Genomic DNA, 24,509 nt, shown 5'->3' on the forward strand with positions numbered 1-24,509 from the left:
AGGTGAATTATGAGAAAGCAACAGGGTTTTACTCTTATTGAGTTGGTCATAGTGATCATCATTTTGGGTATTTTGGCAGTTACTGCTGCGCCTAAGTTTATCAATCTGCAATCAGATGCTCGTGTATCCGCACTTCAGGGGGTAAAAGGTGCAATTCAGAGTGCCAACAGTTTGGTTTATTCAAAGGCTGCAATAAGTGGCCTTCAGGCTAGTGATGCAGCCTCCGTGGAGATTGCTACTGGAGTGCACGTTCCTATTAAATATGGTTATATGCAAGCAACATCTGCTGCACTAGTGGCTGGTGCAGATATCGATGCAAATGATTGGACTTTATCCTCTTCTGCTGGCGGTGTTCTCGTTCAACAAAAAAAGGCACCTGAGGGATGCTACTTTATTTATAAAGCGGCTACATCTAAAGCCTTACCTTCCTACGGGGAAATGCCGACCCCCGATAAATGCTAATTTTAAATAAATAAAAGGGCCCGCGTATGCGGGCTTTTTTATTCATATTTAGCTTGATGACTTATTTGTCTAAACGCAGGTTATTTACCATACTGAAGGGCGATAATAGCGAAAGAATCGCTGTTTTTTTATTATCCCAAGGGACAATTAAATGTTAACTACTTGGGTATCAAGGCATTCCATGACAAAAAATCATGTATTTCACTCTTATCACATGACTGGTTTTACACTGGTTGAGCTGGTTGCCACTGTGGTGTTACTAAGTATTTTAGCTGTGGCGGTGGGAGCCAGGCTGGTTTCTGTGGGCAGTGTTAGCAGCTATACCTTGCGAGATGAATTTATCAGTGAATTGCGTAAAGCCCAGTTGATGGCGATGAACAATACAGATCGTTGTTATCGGGTAGCGGTAACAGCACAGGGTTACCGTATTATCCATTATGCTGACCGTTTAGCTAACAATAGTTGCTCTGGTACTGTGGAGCGGACAGAACCATTGCAGGCTTTTGGTGGTGGGACATTTTTGACGTTATTACAGAATAGTCAGAACACATTCAATTTGGATTTTGATCGCGATGGTCGCACGTATCCGCCTTGCAATGGTAATTGTATTGAGGTGGAGGGAGAGGAGCCGACATTGATTGCCATTGAATCTGAGGGCTATATCCATGGCGGACGTTAGTGTGAATGGCAGTCGTAAATTCCAATTTCTCCCATCTACTAGGAGCAGAGTGAGCTTTAATCAAGGATTTACATTGATTGAGCTGGTTATTGGGATGCTGGTGCTGGGGATTGCGCTGGTGATGTTGGCAACCATGCTGTATCCGCAAGCGGATCGCGCAGCTGACTCATTGTATCGAGTTCGCAGTGCTGAGCTGGGACAGTCAGTAATGAATGAGATTTGGGGAAAGCGGTTTGATGAGAATACCGATGCTAATGGAGGCGCCCCTTGTGGCCCTGCGCCATTACCAAGCTGCAGTTTGAATTTGGGTTCTGACACTGGCGAAACCCGAAACGATTGGGATGATGTCGATGACTTCAATGGCATGACTCAGACCAGTAAAATTCTCGATTCTGATCGCACTTATGCAGATTTATATCCGGGTTATCAATTGAATGTGACTGTAGCAGCTGGGCCAGATGGTAAAGATATTTCAAAGCTGATAACCATTAGCGTGACCACTCCACTGGGTGAGGATATTGTTTTCAATGCGCTAAGGAGTAATTTCTGATGGCTGTAGCTGGTTTTTCCGGTTTATCACGGCGGCGAAGAAGATTAGGATTTACGCTGGTTGAGATGGTGACAGTGTTGATTATTCTTGGTGTCATTGCCGTGGGTGTCTCCAGTTTTTTGATTTTTGGTACCCGAATTTTTGTGGACTCTACCTCTGTCGATCAAGTCTTGAGTCAAAGCCGTTTTGCCTTGGAGCGGATGACACGAGAATTACGTGGTGCGGTGCCCAATAGTTTGCGAGTCAAAACAGACGGTGTGAGTTGGCAATGTCTGGAATTTGTCCCAATTGTCGCTTCAACCAGTTATCTTGATATGCCGATTTACCCACAAAGTGCCGCGAGCAGTGGGACAGTGATAAAGCCGATTAATCCTATTATTTCAGATCAAATGGCGCTGATTTACCCGCTGGTCAGCGGTGATGTGTATAGCGATCCTGCCTCGACGACGGGAAAACTTTTCGATCTAAAACAGGTTAGTGAGGACAATCATGAGCAAACTTTGACGTTTGAGCGACCCGTTCAGTTTGCTGAAGCGTCGCCTAGGCAGCGAGTGTTTTTTGTTACCCAGCCGGTTAGTTATTGTTTTATCACAGAAAGTGATGGCGGGAATCTTTATCGTTTTGCTAACTATGGTATTAATCATCCCCAGCAACTTACTCCCCTACAAATGAGCAATGGTGTGTTAATGGCGCAGAATATCAGCAATGATATTGCCACCGATCCGCCATTTAGTCTGACACCATCTACACTGGTAAATAATGCATTGGTGCAGTTAACGCCGGAGTTTCAGGTTATTGGTGAAAAATTCAGATATCAGCAGCAGGTGCAGGTGATCAATGTTCCGTAACAATGTGCCATGTTATTCCCGCCAGCAAGGTAGTGTGCTGATTGTCGGCATTTTTATTATTACCGTGATGTTTTTTCTCGCAGCAGCCTTGATCAAGGTTGTCGATAATGCAGATGAAGATGTCACGCTGGAAGTATGGGGCATTCGGGCATTTACTGCTGCAAACAGTGGCGTTGAGGCTGGGTTGGCAAAGTTATTTCCTATAGGACAACCGGCAGCGCAAACGTGTAGTGGTATTGCCGGTAATTGGCCATTACCGCCAGTGCGAGGTTTTTCTGGCTGCAAAGTTACCCTAGGATGCCAATTAGCGACAGTGACTTTTCAGGGGCGGGATATCAAACAATTTACGCTGACGAGCAATGCGGTATGTGAAAGCGGATTTTGTGATGCAAACGCCAGCAGTGACAGTCAATGCCTGAGGGTTAACCGACAAGTGGAGGTAATGGCGCGTGTGGATTAACGGTAGGCAAGTATTGTGGGGGATATTGGGTTTAACAGCTAAAACTGTTTTTGCTGTTGACCATTTTGAGTTTTCTTATAGTGCCTCCCCTTTAACTTGTGTGCCTGAATCTATCTCTGTGACTGCCTGTGCCAACGCTTCTTGTTCTGAAACTGTAGCTTCGCCGCTTTGGTTGTCATTATCTCAGCCTAATAGTCATGCTGCTGCATGGGTTGGTAGTAATGTGTTGACGTTGCAAAACGGTGTAGGAATGGCTGTGTTGCAAGGGCGAAGCAATGCTCCGGTGACACTGGCGGTTACTCAAGCGCAAATGCCAGGGAGTAATACAAACCTTGCACAGGGCAAAACGGCTATTCAGTCATCGTTGGCTTCAGGCGGTTTACCTCAACGGGCCGTCGATGGTAATCGTAATGGTGACTATTTTGCCCAGTCTAGTGTTACCCATACTGCAATTGAAGATAATCCCTGGTGGCAGGTCGATTTAGCTGCGGTAAATTATATTGACAATATCACCCTCTTTAACCGTACTGATTGCTGTAGTGAGCGATTATCCAATTTTTGGTTGTTGGTTGGCCCGGAAGATATGCAGGGGCGTTCATTGAATGAGTTGCTGGCTGATAACCGTATTTACCGGCGTTATGTCGAGACGCTTAGTAATAATTCTATAAATTTAACTGTTAATGCCTGGGGGCGGTTTGCCCGGATCCAAAAAACACAAAATGGTGTGCTAAGTTTGGCTGAAGTCGAGGTGTATGGCAGTACGGCTTTAGTCAATGTCACCTCGTCCAGTCGTTGCCGCCGAAACGGTGCTGCCGCCAACCAACAGGATTGTACCTTCAGCTTTGCTAACAGTGGTTTTGCCATCAGTGTGCCGGATAAGTTTGCTGGTCAGCCGGTTACCGCTCAAGTTAAAGCGGTAAAAAAAGACGATGCTGGCACAGCTTGCGTACCGGCTTTTGCCAATACCACTAAAGCAATCAATCTTTGGAGTCAATTTGACTCGCCTGCCAACCCTTATCCCAGCGCGAATCCACCTCGTATTAGGTTAACGGATAATAATCAGGACATAGGGTTATCCCAGAGCGATGCTACATCAATCAATGTGACATTTGATAGTCAAGGGCAAGCAGGTATAGGGCTTAATTATGCTGATGCTGGCAGTGTGTTTCTCAATGCTGTTTATACGGGCTTGGGGGACGATGCTGGATTAGTGATGACAGGGGCTGATCGATTTATTAGTGCTCCTGTCGGGCTATGCGTACAGAGCCCGGCCAATTGTGTGGCAGGGGATGCTTCTTGTCCGGTATTTCAGGCGGCCGGCACTGCTTTTACCCTGAAGGTTAGTGGGCGGGCTTGGCAAGCGAATGACGATGGTAATCTTTGTAATAACCCCATCACGCCAAACTATCAGCAGGATAATATCAAATTAGGCAGTCAGCTTGTTTCGCCCCAGCGGGGGCAGAATGGTGCATTATTGCATTCATCTTTTAACCATCTTGTTAGTCCATCAGGCCATAATGATATTGCACAAGCCATTAGTGAAGTTGGCGTCTTTGAATTTACCGCTGATCCACCGGCAGGTTATTTGGGTAGCAGTATTGATATTCCCTCAGCGAGTTCAGGCCCAGTTGGACGGTTTGTACCGAAAGAGTTTGTTGTTTCAGATACTTTTCTTACGCCGGGATGCGGTATTGCGGGTAGCGGTTTCAGTTATATGGGGCAGGGGTTTGAGGTTGATATGCGTTTGACCGCCCGCAACGCTAATCAGCAGCGCACCTATAACTATTTTTCTGCAACAGAGGACGGAGAGGATTATACCCGGGCCCGAGCTGAATGGGCTGCTGAAAATGGTAACAATGGGCTTGATCTCGGTGCGCGACTGACTCCAATTGATGAACTGAATTGGCAACAAGGGGAGGTATTCTTATCCCGACACAGCACTGAGTTTAACCGCCCATTGCCCCCCTTAGTAGATGGACCTTTTACCGTGCTGGACATTGGTATTAGGGTTGTTGATCAGGATGGTGTTGCTACCTTGGTTAATCCTAATATGGCCGCAGAGCAAGTGGGTAACTGTCTTGATGAGCCAAATACTTGTACTGCAACGTTAGTAGGTAGCCAGCAATTACTGTTTGGTCGCATGACGATGGATAATGTCTTTGGGCCAGAAAATACAGTGTTAAAAATGCCATTGCGGGCGGAATATTGGAACGGTCAGCGTTGGGATACTAACCGGTTAGATAATTGCACTTTGGCGGGGCCTGGCAGTTATCAGTTCTCAACCGTGTTGGCTACCGATGAGGATGATGAAGATGGTCATAATTTTGAACCTGGTCTCTTGTCTGGCCAGAATATTTATCGCTCAGGTAGTGGCAGTATGAGTCAAGGGGACTTTTCCTTGCTCTGGCGTGCGACCTCCGGTAGCAGTGCTCCTCGTTATCGGGGCCGGGTTGTTGCGCCGTTACAAGTACCTCTGTGGCTTAAATATTATTGGAACTGGGACGCTTCAGATCCTAATGCCAATCTTGATCCCAGAGCCGGGGCTTATTTTGGCGTGTTCAGAGGACATGATCGCGTGATCAACTGGCGTGAGCAGGAATAATTCGATGCGAGTTCATTTTTTAGCCATTACGTGATGGCTATCATGTAAAACTGGCTGCTTTTGAATACAGCCAAAGCTACACTCTCTACAATTGAAAGGTGGTTATCACTGTTTTATGGTGCGTATTCTGGTGTTGTAGAGGTTTTCTTGGCTTTCGCTCAGGTTTTTAGGCTGTATTTTCTGGTTTTTGCGATGCAAACATTCGCTTTGTTATCAGCCTTATGGGTTGGATCGGCGTTAGCATTACCTATGTGCCAAACAGTGTTTACTGCTCCGGCTTCAGGTAATCATTCTTTGAATAGTAATGTTCCCTCAAGCGTGGCATTTCGCGGCAATATTCAGTGTAAAGACCGTTCTGACTGTTTTACTCCTCAACATTTCAGTGGTATTCAAGGGCAATACAGTTATGGCCGGGGACACTTTGTTCGTGCCTCTATAGCCGTTAACGGCCCGACAGTGCTGTATTTTGACAGCCTGAATCTGAAAAATACCTTTGTTAATTCTTCCGGCAAGGCTAGGAATTTAGTGATCTATGTTAGAGGCGATCTTACGCTCGATGATCACAGTACTATTCAGGGTATTATCTATGTTGGTGGTCGTATTATCGTTGATAGTACATCACATATCATAGGTGGATTATCTTCCGCTGAACCTCTAGCCCCATCTTTGCACACTCAGGTCGAAGTGCAGCCCAGCGAGATTGCTGCAGCGCAATTAGCGTCTGTGTGTATGGCTTCTGTACCATTTGGTATGCAATTCGGGCAGGCATCCGGCAATGAGGTTACTTTCCGGCAACCATTTCCTGCGGGTACCAAACCTTTGGTGTTTCTGATGCCGAGAATTGAATCTGGAGAGTTTTCATCATCCCGTTCGACCGCAGCATTTGTGACTCATGTTGATGAAAATGGCTTCAGTTTCCAGGCCCGAAACCCAGGTAGCAGTAGCAGCCTGACAAAGATTGCTCCAGTTGATTGGATTGCTATGTTACCCGGCAGATATCAATTGGATGGCGTGACTGGAACCATCACAATACAGGCAGGAATCCGACTGATTGATGATATCGGTTTAGATGATGATAGCCGTTCTAGTTGGGTGAGCGTTCCCCAGCGACAGTCAATTATCTTAACCCAGCTACAAACTCACCATAATCAATGCTGGTTAACTGGGTATGGGCGCCGTAGCGATTTTGCACCCGATCAGCTTCAGTTAGGGATGATTTCGATGCCAGGGATGATATGTCCGCAGCGGGAGATCGATGATGAAACGGTGGCTTATTTAGCTGTTTCTCCGGGGCGAGGTGAATTCAGACAGGCTGGTGGTCGGGTGAAGTTTCAGTTCGGTCAGGGAAAAACTTCTGATAGCTGGTATCCGACCAGCATGGCGGCACAATGCAATAATGTTACCGATTTTGCCCGTGACTGGTTTTATACACCGCCTATCGTGGTGGCAGGGACAGTTCAGGATGCTCCGGATCAAACTTGGCTGCGGCGTTGCCAATTAACTCGCTCGGGAGTGAGTATGGTGGTGGATGGCCAGTTGGCTTGGTTTGGCTATCCCAAACAAAAAGATTATGGCTATCTTGCTGTTGCGCAAGATAACAGCCCTGATTTGAACTGTTTGCCAAAAGAACATTTTTCCGAACAGCATCTGAATAATAACTGGATTGCTGAGCAGTTACCTGGCTCTTACCCACCAGAAATTAACAATGGCCGTATGGTGCTCACCCGAGATATTGGTGATCAGGCTGCATCGATTACTTATCGACGGCTATTTCCCAGTGCGGGCAATATTATTCAGGTATCTTTTGATTATTATTCTTGGCATCGGAGTTGGGATAAAGGCGCTGATGGTATGGCGCTGGTATTTTCCGATGCCGCGTTATCGCCAGCTCCCGGTGGTTTTGGTGGCTCATTGGGGTATGCCCAACGTCGCCGCGATGGTGATGACTTGCCCGGTTTTAATGGTGGCTGGTTAGGGATTGCGCTGGATGAATGGGGTAATTTTTCCAGTACAGAAGCACAAAAAAATGGTGGTCCAGGTTCTCGGCCACAATCAATTGCTATGCGTGGCGCGGTAGCAACGCGATATCGTTATATACCGGCTGTGCGGGATGGTTGGCCAGACTCCCCTAAAGTGTCTCCCCCTCTGGATCGTACTCATGCTAGTGTCCCTGGTCCTGGCGACACCTATGTGATGACGCTTGATACCCGCAAACCGGGTGCCAGCATTGTGTCGGTGGATCGGATTGTGCGGGCGACAGGAGAGCGACAGCAAATCATTCATCAACGCAATATCAGTGCCGATTTACCCGGTCAGCGCTGGCGGCCGAGGGATTTTTATGTGTCGATTACCGGGTCTACCGGTGGAGAGCAAAATACCCATGCGATTGATAACTTTCAGGTGTGCTCTTTAAAAAGTAAGCCTGAAGGGAAACAGATCCACCATTTTGAGTTCGATTATAGTGGCAGTCCATTAGCTTGTGCTCCATTGGCGGTGACAATTAAGGCCTGCAACAACGCGAGTTGCTCACAGTTATTTACTGATCCGGTTGATGCCGTGTTAACACCTGCCTCAAATGGCAGTGTTGGCTGGACGTCGCAAGGTCGACCATTGCCCCATAACCGATTGACTCTGAACAATGGTCAAGCCAGTGCCATGCTGCATCAATTTGGTAGTCGGGAAGCTGATAAGGTGATCCTTGGTGTCTCATCCTCGATTCCGACAACTCAGCCTTATGCCGATACTGTCTGCAAACAAAATGGTGTTGTCGGAAGCTGTCGTCTGCAGTTTGCTGAAGCCGGTTTTATTATCAGTGATGCAAAAACTTATGCGGGCAAGCCGGTGACCATGACGTTACAAGCGGTGCGTAAGTCTAATAATGCTTTGCAATGTCAACCTGCATTTGCCAATAAAACGAAGTTACTGACCATGGGGCTGAGTACCCGACAGGGGCATCCCTCAGCGATAGCGGCGCACATTCATCAACATGGTCAAAGCGTTGCCCTATCTGAGGACTCTGGGGGGCATACTGTTCCGGTAACTTTTGATGAAAAAGGCCAAGCGACCCTGGAGCTGACCTATGCCGATGCTGGCTGGGTACAATTATTGGCGCATTATCAGGGACACCCCAGCAGCCAGGACGCAGGATTAGTGATGGATAGTGTCAACGGTAATTTGCGCAGTGTCCCTGCTGGATTTTGTATTCAGCCGGAAACCGCTGGCGTGTGTCGTCATAGTGATGCGATGCAATGTCATGCTTATCGTACCGCAGGCAGTGGTTTTCCATTAACTGTCAGTGCTCGTGCCTGGCAGAGTGATACCGATCTGCAGTTTTGTGATAACCCGCTGACGCCTGGGTTTACTATGGACAATATTAAGCTTGGTCACAGTTTAGTGGCTCCCCGTGGTGGCAAGTTGGGAAGCCTTGGGGGGGTATCTCACAAGATGATGCAGGGGCAAACAAGCTTTAATCAGAGTGTCAGTGAGGTTGGAGTATTCCGCTTTAGTGCCGCGAATCCGGTTGATGGCCATGGCCAGCCAATTTTTTATCTTAATGCAGGTTTGCCCATTGCCAGTGGATGGTCTGCACCGGTAGGGCGTTTTGTGCCAGCGCTGTATCAGGTTAATCAGGCACAGATAACGCCGGCTTGTAAGACTGGCTTTAGTTATATGGGGCAGCCCTTTACGGTCAGTTATGCGGTGCAAGCGTTGAATGAGTCACATCAGATCACCCGCAATTACAGTGGTCAGTTTGCTCGTGGCGAGGCTTCGCTGGTAGCGGAAAATCAGAATGATGGCACCTCATTGTCGGGCCGGTTAACGCCGTTACCTGCGCTGCAATGGCAGCAAGGGGAAAGCTATGTTAGTGGCGCTGTGACCTTTAATCGTTTGGTTGCGCCTAACGTTGATGGTCCCTTTAACGCTCTGAATATCGGTGTTGCAATGGCGGATAATGATGGCAGCTACACCCGTTTGGCAGATATGGATATGGATCCCAACCATGTGGGGATATGTGGCACTGCTGGCACCCCTTGCAATGCGAAACAGCTGAGGCCGCAACAGAAAATGTTGTTTGGCCGGGTGCGGATGGATAATGCTTATGGTCCGGAAAAGCAGAATTTGGCAACGCCGGTCTATGCGCAATATTGGGACGGCGCTCAGTGGCAGGTCAATCAGTTAGATCAATGTACGCGGTTAAACGAGGCTGCATTATCGCCTACTCAGACTCAATATTTACCGCCACTGCGCAGTGGTCAGGCGATTAGTCGAGCGGTTTATCACGATAAGAAGGTGATGCAAAACGGGCAATTACAGTTGCTTTGGCATAATCAATTTGCGCCAGTGCAACGGCCTCCGTATCAATTTTATCGTGGCGAGGTTACAGCTCCTTTGTCGGTTCCCAGCTGGTTGAAATTCTACTGGCGCTGGCGTGGAGCGTCACCAACAGCGAACTCTGATCCTCGCTCCAGTGCTTATTTCGGTCGTTATCGTGGTAATGATCATCTGATTTACTGGCGTGAATTGTATTGAGTCTGGGCAGTGTTTCCTGTGTAAAAAAAGCAGTTATCTAGTTTGTTTTTCTATGATTTTAGCTATCTGCATTTTTTTATAGGTAATGTGATTTAACCCATTAATTTTACGTTTTTTTTACTGGACAATCCTTCCGGTAAACGCAAAATCAACATCTTAACTACCGTCCATTTCCCTAGGATAAAATTCTTTGGTTAAGGTGTTGATTTTGTTTGCCCACTCCCTTTGCTCATGGCTGCAGTTTTCGTTGCGCCGTGGCTCTAGAACATGCTATCTGGGGCTGTGGTTATTCAGTTTGCTGCTGCCTGCTGCTGTAATGGCGAAGTCTTGTGATGATATTTTTACCGAGCCGCCTTCAGGGGGACATGGTAATACGATTACCCCTCCTGAATCTGTATGGCCTCCTAAATCCAACAGTTATCTAGAATGTGCTTATACCCGCAGTGCTAATGGACCTAAGCGGCATTTATGTACTTATGAAAGTGGAAATGGTAAGGCTCGGCAATGGTTTGATGCCAAGTTTTTAGCTGGGGATCGTGCTTTTGAGAAAGGTGTTTTTCATAAAGATGTTGAGGTATTGACTCCAGAAGTTACCGCTCGTTTGTATTTCAAGACGTTGACTGTGGATCATGCAGAGCTAAATAGTCGGCATGATGACTCACACCTTATCATCTATATTGCTGATGAATTTACGATAAAAAACAGTAAAATCAATGGTATTGTTTATTCGGCGGGTACAACAGATCTGGATAATCAATCTGAAATAGAAGGTGGCTTGGCTGTCGGTGGAGATGGGCCAATAGAGCCTCTACCCCTGCCTTCTGGTGGTGACAGTGAATATGAAACCGATGCTGAAGATATTGCTAACGCTGATTTTGGTGGAATGTGCAATAACGATATGCATTCGGGAACACTTGAACTGCAATATGGCCGGGATAGTTACAGTGGTGGCAAGGGGGAGGTGATATTTCCCAAATCATTTGCCGTAAAGCCATTGGTCTTCTTAATGCCAACCATTAAGCCTGATAATACTCAAGGGGATGCTCCAGCATCTTTGATGCTGTTAGACGTCACTGAGACTGGGTTTACATTTGAACAATTGTGGCCAGATCAGAATTATAAGCCAAACCAACCTAAGCCTCTTCCTCCCCTGCCTGAAACGCAAATTATTATGGCTGATGTGCATTGGATTGCAGCTACGCCAGGTGCCAAGCAGTTTCCTGGCGGCCCACATTTACAGGCAGGATTGGTTGAAACTGATACTGCGTTTGGCTTGTCGGAGGAGCCTTGGGAAGAGGCTACACTTGAGGGCGCTCCAACAGTGATGCTGACCCAGAACCAAGGATATTCAAAAAACAGTAATCAGGAATGCTGGCTAACCAGCTTAGGTCGTGTTGCTGGTGCTAACAATTCAGTTGTTGCGCTGGATATTTCTGAAGTCAGTACTAGCAATAAAAAGAAAGAACAATGTTATCCGGGGAGTGGATCTGGGGATGATGAGGATGACGATGAACTTTCTGATGATGTCGTCGTCGCCTACTTGGCTGCGACTCCTGGTAATGGCCTTTTTGCATTAAATGGGCAAAGTACCCGTTACCATTTTGGTACCGGTGTTACCCATCAGCTCAATGGTACGCAATCAGCAGATGTGCAATGTCAGCATCACACGCAATTACAGGGGTTTAACCAGCCTCCGGTACTGGTTGCGGGGAAAAATAGCCGCCGGGGAGGTGATGGCGGCTGGCTGCGCCGCTGTGTGTTGACTGCAAAACATGTCAGTATGGTTAATGATGAAGATCGTTTTCGAGATGATGAGAGAAAACATAAATGGGAAACATTGTCATTTATGGCGTTGGCGCCGCAGGGACAAAGCCAAGTACATCATCTTGAGTTGCATTATGGCGGCAGCCCGCTGACCTGCGCACCGCTGACGGTGACAGTAAAAGCATGTGCTTCTAACGACTGCAGTAAACTGGTTGATGGGAAGGTTGAGGTTTCCTTGACTGCCAAACTTATTGACGGTAGCAGTAGCAATAGCAGTAAATGGTCACCGGAAAAACTTACCCTGACCAATGGTGAAGGGACAGTACAGTTAAGTCATTTTTCGAAAGATGAGGTCACGATCTCCGCCCAAAGTGTACCGTTCACTGAAAATCCAACGTTATGCCATGATCGTAATAATCCTGATATCCCACCTTCTTTGAAGCAGTGCTCTTTAACTTTTGCTCCGGCAGGTTTTATTTTATCTGATTTGGATCGTTATGCTGCTCAAGGTGGGGAGATTACCATTGAAGCGGTACGGCAGTCAGACAGTACTCTTGAGTGCCACCCCACTTTTGGTGGCCAAACGAAAACGATCAAATTTTGGCATGACTTTGTTAATCCGACTGAGTCCAAGGGCTCCGCCAAATTACAACTAGCTGGAAGCGATGTTTCTGCCGAGCCTACGTTGCCAACTGCGATTGATGTGGCATTTGATGCTACAGGACGTGCGACATTGGCGGCGCAATATAATGATGCGGGTCAGTTATTACTGCATGCCGCGTATCATGGCAGTGATGCCAGCGATGATCCCGGCTTGGTGATGCAGAGTGTGAATGGCAATCTTCGATTTGTGCCATTTGGTTTGTGTATCACGCCAGAAACTCAGGCGCTATACCCCGGTAATCAAGATGATACTGTGTATATGCAGGCGGGACGGGAGTACCCATTAATCCTTAGCGCCCATGGTTATGGTAATGGTGATATCAGGCAGGTTTGTAGCGCGCAGTTGACACCATCCTTTGAATTTTCCGGTATCAAGCTTGGTAGTCGATTTGCCAAAGATATGGTTCCTAAACCGGTTCAGAGCACTATTTGGTTGGATGGTCAGGTCACTCCAAATCAATATGATCATAATGCCCCCCGTGTGGCACTACGGCAGCAGATTGATGAGGTTGGGGTGTTTTATCTGACTGCCGAGATGCCATCAGGGCCTCAATATCTGGGCTCACCTTTGCCGATTCATCCGGGAGAGTCACCAGTTGTGGGGCGTTTTGTACCCTCTTGGTTTGAAGCGCTGAATTTCTCTTTATTGCCAGCTTGTCTGGTTGGCGAATACAGTTATATGGGGCAGCCTTTCAGTATCAGTGGGACGCTGCAAGCGTTAAATCATCATGGCAACTTGACGCAGAATTACCAAGATTGGTTGGCGCGAGCAGGAAGTTATTTAGTGGCAGAAAATGATGATGATGGGACAGATCTCAGTGCTCGACTATCAGAGCTGCCATTAAGAGCGTGGCAGCAGGGCATAACAGAAACTCTGCCTTTGCAACAGGTGATTTTCAGTCGTCCGCCGGCGGCATCAGTTGATGGCCCTTTTGACCGCCTAGCTATCGGTTTGAGGGTATTGGACAATGAAAAAAATGAAACCTATGGCAGTATTTACCAGCCGGATATGAACCCCGCCAAAACAGCTCCTAATCAGGTGTTTGATGCTAAACGACTAAATCGTGATGATTTGCGCATGTTTTTTGGCCGAGCGAGGCTGTTAAATGTCTATGGTGCTGAATATCGCCCTCTGCCGCCCCCGACTGCTCCCGAGATGGGCAAATTGAATATGACAGGATTATTGGAGTATTGGGACGGGAAAGGTTGGCAAATCAATAAGCGGGATAATTGCACTCGGGTGAATGAAGCTGAGGTTGGTAATACTGGTGACATCGACAGCCGATTAGCGAGACAAATAGATGACCCCGTATTGGGCTATCGTTATGAGCCCGCACTGACTGCGCCGCAGCATATGTACCGAGGGGGGAATAACAAAGCGCAACAAGGGACGTTTTATTTACGCTGGTGGGAAGAGAGTGGTACCTATCGGGGTAAGGTCACAGCGCCGGCAAGTGTGGCTCATTGGCTGAAGTGGTATTGGAATTGGGATGGGTATAGCAATCACAAGTCTGACGATCCTCGCGCTAGTGCATTTTTTGGTCGCTATCGCGGGCATGATAGAGTGATTGCATGGCGGGAAGTACACTAAGCGAAGTGGCGGTATTAAATAATGGGCTGTTAAGTGGCAACTTATCTGGGCATATTGTTATTTTTATGTAATTAAATATCTGGATAAACACTTATTCGTATTGTTTCTGCTGTTTTTTTATCCGTTACAGTGTCGCTGCTGCTGAAAATAATATTTTTATCGGTTACTGAGGGTGACTCTTATGCTCTTTATCTGCCATTCTATAATGAGTGATACGCATAGATACGCTTGTTAATTTGATATTTTTTAAGCTAACAAATCTATTAAATGGTGGATTTATGCACAAATCAGAAATTGCTGTGTTTAAGTGCAAAAAAAAATCAGCCTATGAGCGATTGTTAACCTCTATACTCTTGTGGAATCAGGGGCGCGTTGTTAAAGTTAGCTGATCTGAATTCTCAAGACTCCACCGATACGGGCTAGATACATGTTCAAGAAGCTGCGAGGCGTTTTTTCTAACGATCTGTCGATCGATTTGGGTACCGCAAATACCCTGATTTATGTGCGTGAAGAGGGTATTGTACTGAATGAACCTTCAGTAGTTGCTATCCGGGGGGAGCGCAGCGGAGCCGGCCAGAAATCAGTCGCGGCAGTAGGTACTGAAGCCAAGCAGATGCTGGGCCGTACCCCAGGTAATATTCAGGCCATTCGGCCGATGAAAGACGGTGTGATCGCCGACTTTTATGTGACTGAAAAAATGCTGCAGCACTTTATTAAGCAAGTGCATAACAACAGCTTTTTCCGTCCAAGCCCCCGAGTCTTGGTGTGTGTGCCAGTAGGTGCTACTCAAGTAGAGCGCCGGGCTATTCGTGAGTCTGCCATGGGGGCAGGTGCTCGCGAAGTTTATTTGATTGAAGAGCCGATGGCGGCTGCAATCGGTGCTGGTCTGCCAGTGTCGGAAGCAACAGGTTCCATGGTGGTGGATATCGGTGGTGGTACCACTGAAGTGGCCATCATTTCCCTTAATGGCGTGGTGTATTCATCTTCCGTTCGTATCGGTGGTGATAAGTTCGATGATGCTATTATCAACTATGTTCGCCGTAACTATGGTAGCTTGATTGGTGAAGCAACTGCTGAGCGCATTAAGCATACGATTGGTACTGCTTACCCTGGTGATGAAGTACTGGAAATTGAAGTCCGAGGCCGTAACTTGGCAGAAGGTGTACCACGGAGCTTCACGTTGAACAGTAATGAGATTCTGGAAGCGCTGCAAGAGCCGCTGTCTGGTATCGTTAGTGCTGTGATGGTCGCTCTGGAACAGTCTCCACCAGAACTGGCTGCCGATATCTCTGAGCGCGGCATGGTATTAACCGGTGGTGGCGCGCTGCTGCGGGATCTGGACCGTCTGCTGATGCAGGAAACTGGTATCCCTGTGATGGTCGCTGAAGACCCACTCACCTGTGTGGCCCGTGGTGGCGGTCGAGCATTAGAAATGATCGATATGCACGGCGGTGACCTCTTCTCAGAAGAAAGCTAATCATTATAATAGGGCGGTGCAAACCGCCCTTACTTTTCCTCCATGAAGCCAATTTTTGTCCGCGGTATTTCCAATCAGCTCAGATTGACTCTGGCCGTTGTTTTATCAATTGCCCTGATGCTGACTAATACTCGACTGGAGCCTGTGCGCCAGTCTTTATCTTCTTTACTCAGTCCACTGCAATATCTGGCGAATGTGCCGGGCATGATGATGGATTGGTCCGCTGAAAGCCTCGCTACCCGTCATATGCTGGAGAAGCAGAATAAAGAACTGCTGCGCCAACAGTTATTGATGAGTGAGCGCTTGCAGCGTTTTGAACATTTACGCCAGGAGAATGATCGCCTCCGAGCCTTGCTGGGCTCACCTATCCATATGGATGCCCGTAAGATGGTTGCTGAAGTGATGGAAGTGGCCAGTGACCCTTATCATCATTATGTGGTGCTCAACCACGGTAGTAATTCCGGGGTGTTTGTCGGCCAACCTGTGGTCGATGCCTTTGGTGTTGTTGGCCAGGTTATTCAGGTCAGCAAGTTGACCAGCCGGGTATTGCTGGTGTCTGATGCGAGCCATGGCTTACCGGTACGGATCACCCGTAACGATGTGCGGCTGGTGGCCAATGGCACCGGCGTGCTGGATGAACTGGAACTAAAACATGTTGCCAAGAGTACGGATATTCGGGTTGGCGATTTGCTGGTGACGTCAGGTTTAGGTAAACGTTTCCCAGAAGGCTATCCAGTGGCACGGGTTACTGCGGTGATCCGCGATGATGGGCAGAGCTATGCCCGGGTCATGGCTCGGCCATTAGCAGCATTGGACCGTATTCGTTATGTACTGCTTATTTGGCCAGATGACGCCAAAAAGCTGGGTAACACGACAGAATCAGACAAGACGCCTGCAACGGAAACAGACAATAAGACCGAGGTGAAATCATGACGTATCAGGCCGCTCATGGCCGTTGGCTGGCCTGGCTAACGATGTTACTGGGGCTAATGTTCCAGATTATGCCACTGCCGGATGTGGTGGAAGCTTGGCGGCCGGATTGGTTGCTGTTGGTGTTGATTTACTGGGCGATGGCATTGCCATATCGCTATAACATTTTAACGGCGTTTGTGTTTGGGGTTGCACTGGATGTGCTGCTTGGCGCCACGTTAGGCATTCGCGCGCTGGCTTTTTCCTTAGTGATTTATGTTGTCGTGCTGCATTTTCAGCGACTGCGTAATTTTCCTGTCTGGCAGCAGTCTTGTGTTGTCGCCTTGCTCGTCAGTTTTTATCACCTAGTCGTGTTCTGGGCCGAATTTATTATGGATGGCGCTCATTTCAGCCTGACGTTGTTTTTTCCGGCGCTATCGAGCTTGCTGCTCTGGCACTGGGTGTTTTTGATTCTGCGTCGGCTGCGGCGTCATTATAAGGTGAAATAATATGACTTTAGTGTTGGCTTCGACCTCTCCTCGGCGGCGAGAATTACTCGTTCAGGCGTTATTTTCTGCCAAGGATGCTGAATTTGAACGGGTAGCCCCAGATATTGATGAGTCCCATTGTCCGGGAGAAACCCCTTCGCAGTTTGTAACCCGTCTGGCGGAAGAAAAAGCGGCGGCTGGGCTGGCGCTGTATGGCGATATTAATGCGCCGGTAGTGTTGGGCTCCGACACCATTGTGGTTTGTGATGAGGAGATTCTCGGCAAGCCAGTCGATGCTGTTGATGCCGCCGCCATGCTGCGCCGCTTATCTGGCCGCAGCCATACTGTGATGACGGCCGTTGCCCTGACAGATGGACAGCGTACCCTGTCTAAATTGGTGAGTACCCAAGTGCAATTTTGCGCGTTATCTGATGCGGATATTCAGGCCTATATCGCGACCAATGAGCCAATGGATAAGGCTGGCGCATATGGCATTCAGGCTATTGGTGGCAGTTTTGTCGCGGCGATTGATGGTAGTTATTCCGCTGTAGTGGGATTACCTTTGGTAGAGACCCGGGAGTTGCTGAAGGCATTTTCTGTGTTGTGACGGTAGTTTTTTCTGCGGAATTTACGGCACTATATCAACGGCAAAATTGAATATATTTAGAATTAATCTCATTTTACGCTAGGGCAGACCCGATGCCGGTGCCGGGGTCGACTGGCGGTCATTGAATTTGCAGGCCCGCAAGGGGTAAGTCGTGAACAGCAGCGGTTACAGTAAACAAACATCAACCCGCAAAGCGGGATCTGAACTTCTTATCAATGTCACGCCTTCTGAGGCGCGGGTGGCATTGGTCGAGCATGGCATTTTGCAGGAAGTACATATTGAACGGCGGACCAAGCGGGGTCTGGTGGGCAATATTTACAAGGGCAAAGTGACGCGGGTGTTACCCGGCATGCAAGCGGCGTTTGTTGATATCGGGTTGGAAAAGGCGGCCTTTTTGCATGCCTCGGATATTGTGCCCCATACCGAATGTGTTGCCGATGTGGAAAAAGGTAACTTTGTTGTGCGGGATATCGCTCAGCTGGTGCGCCAGGGGCAGGATATTATGGTGCAGGTGGTCAAAGATCCCCTCGGCACGAAAGGTGCTCGGCTGACGACAGATATCACACTGCCATCCCGTTATCTGGTGTTTATGCCCGGCTCCAGCCATGTTGGGGTATCCCAACGGATTGAACAGGAAGCAGAACGCAGCCGACTAAAAAACATCACCATGCCCTATGTGGATGATGATGGCGGCTTTATTATCCGTACTGCGGCCGAAGGTGCCGGAGATGATGAACTGGCGCAGGATGCAGCCTTTTTACGCCGGGTATGGACCAAGGTCTGTGAGCGGCGTAAGCGGCGGGGTATTCATCTTTTGTACCAAGACTTACCATTGCAGGTGCGGGTGGTGCGGGATTTTGTCGGTGCGGATCTGGCCAGTGTGCAGGTGGATTCCCAGTCAACCTTTGTTGAGCTGCAGGAGTTTGCCAATGAGTTTATGCCTGAGCTGGCAGGCCGGATTGAACATTACAATGGCCCATCTCCTATCTTTGAACTCTATGATGTGGAAAATGAGATTATCCGCGCGCTCAGCCGTAAGGTAGAGCTTAAATCTGGCGGTTATCTGATTATCGATCAGACCGAAGCCATGACCACGGTGGATATCAATACCGGCGCGTTTGTCGGTCATCGCAATCTGGAAGAGACCATCTTCAACACCAACCTTGAGGCGACTCAGGCCATTGCTCGCCAGCTGCGGCTCCGCAATTTGGGCGGGATTATCATTATTGATTTTATCGATATGGTGAATGAGGAGCACAAACAGCGGGTATTGACGGGGCTGCAGGCAGCACTGTCCTGTGATCGGGTTAAAACCAATATCAGTGGCTTTTCTGGCCTTGGGTTAGTGGAAATGACCCGTAAGCGCACCCGCGAAAGTTTAGAGCATGTGTTATGTGAAGAGTGCCCAGCTTGTCGCGGCACTGGCAGCATCAAAACCGTAGAGACTGTTTCCTACGAAATTTTCCGTGAGCTTATCCGGTTGGATCGTTCTTATCGTATTGATGAGTTTATGTTGTACTGCTCTCCTCGGGTGTATGAAAACCTGTGTAGCGATAATGGCCAGCAGATCGCTGAGCTGGAAGTTTATATCGGCAAACATATCCGGGTGTTCAGTGAGCCCATGTATGCCCAAGACAAATATGATGTGGTGATGGTGTAGTGGCATCTGGGACAGCGTCTTTCAGCTTTGCTCGTTGGCGCCGTCTCTGTTGGCAGCTGCTGGCGGTTATTCTGGTACTGTTTGCGCTGTCCGTCAGTCTGATCCGCGGCTTGCTGCCGAAATTAGATGATATTCGTCAGGATGTGGTCGGCTATCTGCAGCAAGAATATGGCATTACAGTGCAGGTTGGCAGTTTGGCGGCGCAGTGGCAGGCGTTTGGCCCCGCATTGACGGTCAATCACTTGGTATTACCTCCCCAACAAGGATTGCCCGTTACCCTGATTATCAGTCGGGTTCAGCTGAAGCTGGATTTCTGGCAAACACTGCTGACAGCATCACCACAAATTGAAGATGTGCTGTTTGATAAAGTGGATGTGGCGCTGGATATCGACCAGCTTCACAGGCTGTCTGGCACAGAATCCTCTGCAAATATGGATTGGCTCTATCGCTTGTTATTGGCGCAGTTAGAGCGTTTTTCCATGCAGCGAGTTAAGCTGCAACTGCTTAGTCAACGGCATGATTACCGGCCTATCTATCTGAAAAAACTTTATTGGCTTAACCGGGATAATCGTCATCGGGGGCAGGGCAGCCTGCATCTGGATGCTGATGCTTCCAAACATGAATTACTGGATCTGCGTTTTGATTTACGGGGCGATGGCAACCGGCCTGACAGTATCACTGGGCAGATTTATCTGGCTGCGCGGGGATTAGATTTAGGGGAATGGGCTTCGCGGCGCAGTAACCCGTTTAATCCTAAAGAAGCATTGCCATTGACAGGCGTAGTCAACCTGCAAGCATGGTTAGATGTCAGTCGGCGGCAGATTGATTCCGGCTATATTGCTTTTAGCCCCAGTTATCTGCAATGGCAACTTAACGGTCAGCAACAAAAGTTCAGTATTCAGAGCGGTGCCCTGAGTTGGCAACCTGAGGCTGATGGCTGGCAGTTGCAAACCCGGCAGTTGAAACTGGCGACGAATGATCAGCCCTGGCCAGATCCCCATTGGGTGGTGCGGCAACAGGGACAGCAGCTTTATGCCCATTCCGATCCGCTTTTAGCTCAGCGCTTGTTACCTTTGTTGCCTTTGATCCCAGGAATTACCCTGGATGAGTTGTACGGTTGGCAGCAGATGCAGCCTAAAGGCAATATTGGCCCTGTGGCATTGTACTGGACTTTAGAGAGTACCCCTAGAATACAAGCTCAATTGCAGCAGCTTAGCTGGCGGGCACGGGGCGCATTGCCCGGGATGTCACCGCTAGATGCCACACTAGGCTGGCAGGCAGGGAAACTGTATTTTATGCTGCCGCAGCAGCAGTTGACGGCAGACTTTAATGGTGGCTTTAAACAGCCCATCACTGCGACCTTGTCACCGCTGAGCGGAGTTTATGATACCGCTGACAGTACTTTGCTTTTGCCGGGATTACAGCTGGACAATCCCGATATTGCCTTGCAGGCTGATACTCGGCTCAGTATTGCCGGGCAACCTTTCTTATCTCTGGCGGCCAGTTTACAGCTAAAAAATGCGGCCAGAGCGCAGTATTATTTCCCCCTGCACAGCATGGATAAGGATTTAGTGGCGTATCTCAGCCAGGCGTTAACCCGGGGCCATAGTCAGGATGCCAAAGTGCTGTGGCATGGCTATCTGGCCGATTTCCCTTACCAGGATCACAGCGGCATATTTCAAGCCGGTTTCACACTAGATGATGCCAGTTTTGCATTTCAGCCCGACTGGCCTGCTGTGCAGCCTCTGACCCTAGGGGCCTTGTTTCAGAATAATGCGATGGCACTGACTATTGAGCAGGGCAAATTATTGGCGGTGGATGTCAGTGGTGCTCAGGTAGATATTGCGACGCTAGGTGAGCACAGCGTCCTGACCGTTAAAGGGGATATTCATACCCATGGTCAAGTGGCTACTGAGCTGATGCAGCATTCGGCATTAAAAGACACCGTTGGCGCGACGCTGGATGCAGTGCAGGTACGCGGCGCGCTGGATGCAAAATTAGATTTGGCGATTCCTTTGTATGATGGAGGAACGTCTCGGCTTAATGGCCAGATTAATCTGCGCCAAAATCAAATTCGGGTGACCGCACCGGGGATTGTTTTGGATGGCGTGGATGGGGTGATTGGGTTTGCGAATGATAAAGTCTCCAGCGATAAACTGACCGCCAAGGTGTTTGGCCAGCCTGTGATATTGGATTTTGCTACCGCGCCACAGGGCACGGATTATGGGCTATCTCTCAATGCTTCTGGCTCCGTGGATACGCGTTCGTTGCCAATTACATTGCATAATCCGCTGAGTGAATATTATCAGGGGCGCAGTGATTGGCAGGGACGATTGACCATGATGTTTGATGATACCGGTTACCGGTTGCAGGCCCGGGTGGATTCAGACTTACATGGCATGGCTTTGACATTGCCAGTGCCTTTTGCCAAGCCAGCGGACACGGTGCGACCATTACAGGTTGAGGTGGTCGGAGACAATAAGCAGACCGGTTTGGGGCTCAGGCTTGGGCAACAGGCTGAATTCTGGGGGGGATTTGATCCCTGCCGAAGTGGCATGTCCCATTATGATTTGCTGCTGGGCCGGCTATTTCGCCCCGGCGATACATTGGGGCATCAGGGCGGTCATATTTGGCTTGATTTAGATAAGATGGCGCTAGATAACTGGCTCCCTGTGATCCACAGCTTTGTGCCCGCGCCTTCCGCGCCTTCCGCGCTACAAGAGCCTTCAGCGACATTAGAGCTTGCAGCGTCACCAAACTCTTCGGCACAACAGGCACAACCAACGCATGAAGGGGCACAAACATTTCAAGCGCAGCCAACACTGCCAGCGCAGCAACTAAGCATTAAGCCCAACGCTGCAGCGCAACAGGTAAATAAAGCGGTCAGTGCAATATCCACTGCAACAGCCAATGTGAATTTGGCTATTCATCAGGATGCGAAGGAGAATGTTGCAGCACAATCTGCGGTGTCTGTTGCTGACAATAAGGCTGATAGTCCAGTAACCGACAATACAGCAAATGCTGTGGATACAGATTCGGCAGCATTTCCATCGCTAAAGTCCATCAGTGGCAGCGTAAAGCAATTGAACTTGTTGGGGCAGACTCTGACCGATGTGGCATTAAGCGTGCAGCCGACAGACAATGCCTGGCGCATTAGTGCTGATTCTCATCAGTTTGCCGGTCATGTGGACTTTTATCCTGACTGGCATAGCCAGGGACTAAAACTGGTGGCGAGCCGTTTGTATCTCAGCCCGATAACGAGTTCCTCCGATACTCAATCTGACGCCTCTAAGACGGATAACGCTGATGCGATAGATGCTGGCGCAGAGACAAAGGGGGCGGATCTGGCAGAACATGCGGTAGATTTGCCCCCCTTAGCACTGGATGTGGATGATTTTCGTTATGATAATAAGCCGCTGGGACACTTGGTGCTGCAGGGCTCGCCGGATAATCAGGGTTATGTACTGCAGACGTTGTCACTACACTCACCGCAGGCGAGCCTGACCGGCTCCGGGCGTTGGCTGTATCAGGGCAGCAATAATATTACTCAGTTGGATTTACGACTTAGCTCAGGCAATTTTGACGAATTGACGCAAGTGCTGGGGATTGACCCTGGCGTAAAAGATGCGCCTCTTGAGCTGACTGCCAGTTTGAACTGGCAGGGTGCCCCATATGATTTTGCTATCAGCCGTTTCAGCGGTGATGTGACCTTTGCTTTGGGTAAGGGACATTTGTCGCAGATCAGTGATAAGGGCGCGCGGATTTTCTCTCTATTTAGTTTGGATTCTTTGCTCCGTAAGTTGTCGCTCGATTTTTCTGATGTCTTTGGTAAGGGACTGTATTTTAATTCCTTTGGTGGTACGCTGCAGATCGACAACGGGGTGGTTTCCACAACCGATACGGAAATGGACGCGATCGCCGGCAATATGAAGGTACGAGGCTTTACAGACTTACGTACCGACAGCCTGAATTATGATATTCGTTTTGTGCCACAGCTGGCATCCAGTGTGCCGACCGTGGTGTTGCTCAGTACCAGCGCCTGGACACTGGGATTGGGGGCATTTGCCCTTACAAAAGTGCTTGAGCCTGTGATTGAGGTTATTTCTGAGATACGTTTCCGCTTGACCGGCACCTTGTCTGATCCCAAGCTGGAAGAGGTGGAACGTAAAAGCAAAGAGATTGAAATTCCAGAATCTGTGCTGCCCAAAGCGCCAGCACAGCGTCCTCAGGAAGCGCCCCAAGATCATCCTGGCACCTCAGCCAAGGTGATCCCGATAACCCAGGGAGGTCAATATGCAGGTGAATCTGCTGCAGTGTCAGAGCAGCCGCGATATTCAGGCCAATCTGACTTTTATCGACAAGCAGCTTGAGTTGTTACCAAGACAGCCGGGAGAGCCTCAGTTAGTGGTGTTGCCTGAATGTGCGTTGTTATTCGGCGGTCATGAACAGCAACAGTTGGCCCATGCTGGTGAGGTCGAACTCCCCAGAAACGATGATGCTGATACTGGTAATGATGATTGCGCGAATAATCGCTGTGATGACGGCCATCGTAGCGTATTAAAAGCAGCGTTGAGCACGTTAGCCCAACGCCATAGTGTCTGGTTAGTGGCCGGGACTATTCCGGCATTGGCACCGGATGGCCGGGTATATAGCCGTTGTTATGTGTTTGATGATCTCGGCCAAGTGCAGGGATATTATGACAAATTGCATTTGTTTGATGCCGATGTGGCCGATGGCACAGGCCAATACCGGGAAAGTGATACTTTTTGTCCGGGAAATCAGATAACTGTCATCGATACGCCATTCGGGCGTTTGGGGTTGGCGATTTGTTATGATATCCGTTTCCCGGAGCTGTTTCGGGCACTGCGCGCCCAAGGGGCGGAATTAATCGCGCTGCCGGCAGCTTTTACCGCCGTGACTGGCCAAGCCCACTGGCAGATACTGAATCAGGCCAGGGCGTTGGATAGCCAATGTTTTATTTTGGCCGCAGATCAGAGTGGGCAGCACAATAGCGGCAGTCGGGAAACTTGGGGGCAGAGCATGATAGTCAGTCCTTGGGGAGAGATTTTAGCCCAGTTACCCAAGGGGACAGGTTGGGTTCAGACCCGATTGACACCCGATGAACTCACTCGGGTACGCCACGCCCTGCCGATAGGGCAACATAACAGATTTGCTGCGCCGCAATTGATGTAATGCGGCTTGGCACAGCATGTGAATAG

The 24,509-nt window shown here is 48.9% G+C and carries 15 protein-coding genes; all 15 read left to right on the plus strand.

Annotation, left to right across the window (positions count from 1 at the left end; genetic code table 11):
• The first annotated feature begins 9 nt into the window (after window positions 1-9).
• The 15 genes from NFHSH190041_RS02820 to NFHSH190041_RS02890 all read left to right on the plus strand — a co-directional run bounded on the left by NFHSH190041_RS02820 (window position 10) and on the right by NFHSH190041_RS02890 (window position 24,483).
• A complete protein-coding gene (locus NFHSH190041_RS02820) occupies window positions 10-462 on the plus strand; it encodes a prepilin-type N-terminal cleavage/methylation domain-containing protein (RefSeq protein WP_261923807.1) in 453 nt (150 codons plus the stop codon).
• A 181-nt stretch (window positions 463-643) separates the two neighbouring features.
• Window positions 644-1,141, plus strand: coding sequence for a prepilin-type N-terminal cleavage/methylation domain-containing protein (locus tag NFHSH190041_RS02825; protein ID WP_261923808.1), 498 nt, complete (start codon window positions 644-646; stop codon window positions 1,139-1,141).
• Complete coding sequence (locus NFHSH190041_RS02830) at window positions 1,128-1,691, plus strand: prepilin-type N-terminal cleavage/methylation domain-containing protein (RefSeq protein WP_410010846.1); 564 nt, start codon at window positions 1,128-1,130, stop codon at window positions 1,689-1,691. Before NFHSH190041_RS02825 ends, NFHSH190041_RS02830 begins: the two co-directional genes overlap by 14 nt.
• Window positions 1,691-2,539: a PilW family protein gene (locus NFHSH190041_RS02835; protein WP_261923810.1), complete on the plus strand. Its 849-nt coding sequence runs from the start codon at window positions 1,691-1,693 to the stop codon at window positions 2,537-2,539. The genes NFHSH190041_RS02830 and NFHSH190041_RS02835 overlap by 1 nt, the downstream gene beginning before the upstream one ends.
• Complete coding sequence (locus tag NFHSH190041_RS02840) at window positions 2,529-2,999, plus strand: MSHA biogenesis protein MshP (protein ID WP_261923811.1); 471 nt, start codon at window positions 2,529-2,531, stop codon at window positions 2,997-2,999. The genes NFHSH190041_RS02835 and NFHSH190041_RS02840 overlap by 11 nt, the downstream gene beginning before the upstream one ends.
• 250 nt (window positions 3,000-3,249) lie before the next feature.
• Window positions 3,250-5,601, plus strand: coding sequence for a DUF6701 domain-containing protein (locus NFHSH190041_RS02845; RefSeq protein ID WP_261923812.1), 2,352 nt, complete (start codon window positions 3,250-3,252; stop codon window positions 5,599-5,601).
• Between the two features lie 192 nt (window positions 5,602-5,793).
• Complete coding sequence (locus NFHSH190041_RS02850; protein ID WP_261923813.1) at window positions 5,794-10,131, plus strand: DUF6701 domain-containing protein; 4,338 nt, start codon at window positions 5,794-5,796, stop codon at window positions 10,129-10,131.
• A gap of 199 nt (window positions 10,132-10,330) precedes the next feature.
• On the plus strand, window positions 10,331-14,149 hold the full coding sequence (locus tag NFHSH190041_RS02855) for a DUF6701 domain-containing protein (RefSeq protein ID WP_315972983.1): 3,819 nt from the start codon (window positions 10,331-10,333) through the stop codon (window positions 14,147-14,149).
• Window positions 14,150-14,576: 427 nt separating this feature from the next.
• On the plus strand, window positions 14,577-15,626 hold the full coding sequence (locus NFHSH190041_RS02860) for a rod shape-determining protein (RefSeq protein ID WP_261923815.1): 1,050 nt from the start codon (window positions 14,577-14,579) through the stop codon (window positions 15,624-15,626).
• 42 nt (window positions 15,627-15,668) lie between these two features.
• On the plus strand, window positions 15,669-16,559 hold the full coding sequence (gene mreC / locus NFHSH190041_RS02865; RefSeq protein WP_261923816.1) for a rod shape-determining protein MreC: 891 nt from the start codon (window positions 15,669-15,671) through the stop codon (window positions 16,557-16,559).
• Entirely contained in the window at window positions 16,556-17,044 is a 489-nt protein-coding gene (gene mreD, locus NFHSH190041_RS02870; protein WP_261923817.1) for a rod shape-determining protein MreD, read from the plus strand. The genes mreC and mreD overlap by 4 nt, the downstream gene beginning before the upstream one ends.
• A gap of 1 nt (window position 17,045) precedes the next feature.
• Window positions 17,046-17,630 (plus strand): Maf family protein, encoded by a 585-nt coding sequence (locus NFHSH190041_RS02875; protein WP_261923818.1) that lies wholly within the window; start codon window positions 17,046-17,048, stop codon window positions 17,628-17,630.
• A 151-nt stretch (window positions 17,631-17,781) separates the two neighbouring features.
• Complete coding sequence (gene rng, locus NFHSH190041_RS02880; protein WP_261923819.1) at window positions 17,782-19,290, plus strand: ribonuclease G; 1,509 nt, start codon at window positions 17,782-17,784, stop codon at window positions 19,288-19,290.
• Complete coding sequence (locus tag NFHSH190041_RS02885) at window positions 19,290-23,660, plus strand: YhdP family protein (RefSeq protein WP_261923820.1); 4,371 nt, start codon at window positions 19,290-19,292, stop codon at window positions 23,658-23,660. The genes rng and NFHSH190041_RS02885 overlap by 1 nt, the downstream gene beginning before the upstream one ends.
• Complete coding sequence (locus tag NFHSH190041_RS02890) at window positions 23,584-24,483, plus strand: carbon-nitrogen hydrolase family protein (protein ID WP_261923821.1); 900 nt, start codon at window positions 23,584-23,586, stop codon at window positions 24,481-24,483. The genes NFHSH190041_RS02885 and NFHSH190041_RS02890 overlap by 77 nt, the downstream gene beginning before the upstream one ends.
• Window positions 24,484-24,509: the final 26 nt, after the last annotated feature.

Source organism: Shewanella sp. NFH-SH190041, from assembly GCF_024363255.1.
Taxonomy (GTDB): domain Bacteria; phylum Pseudomonadota; class Gammaproteobacteria; order Enterobacterales; family Shewanellaceae; genus Shewanella.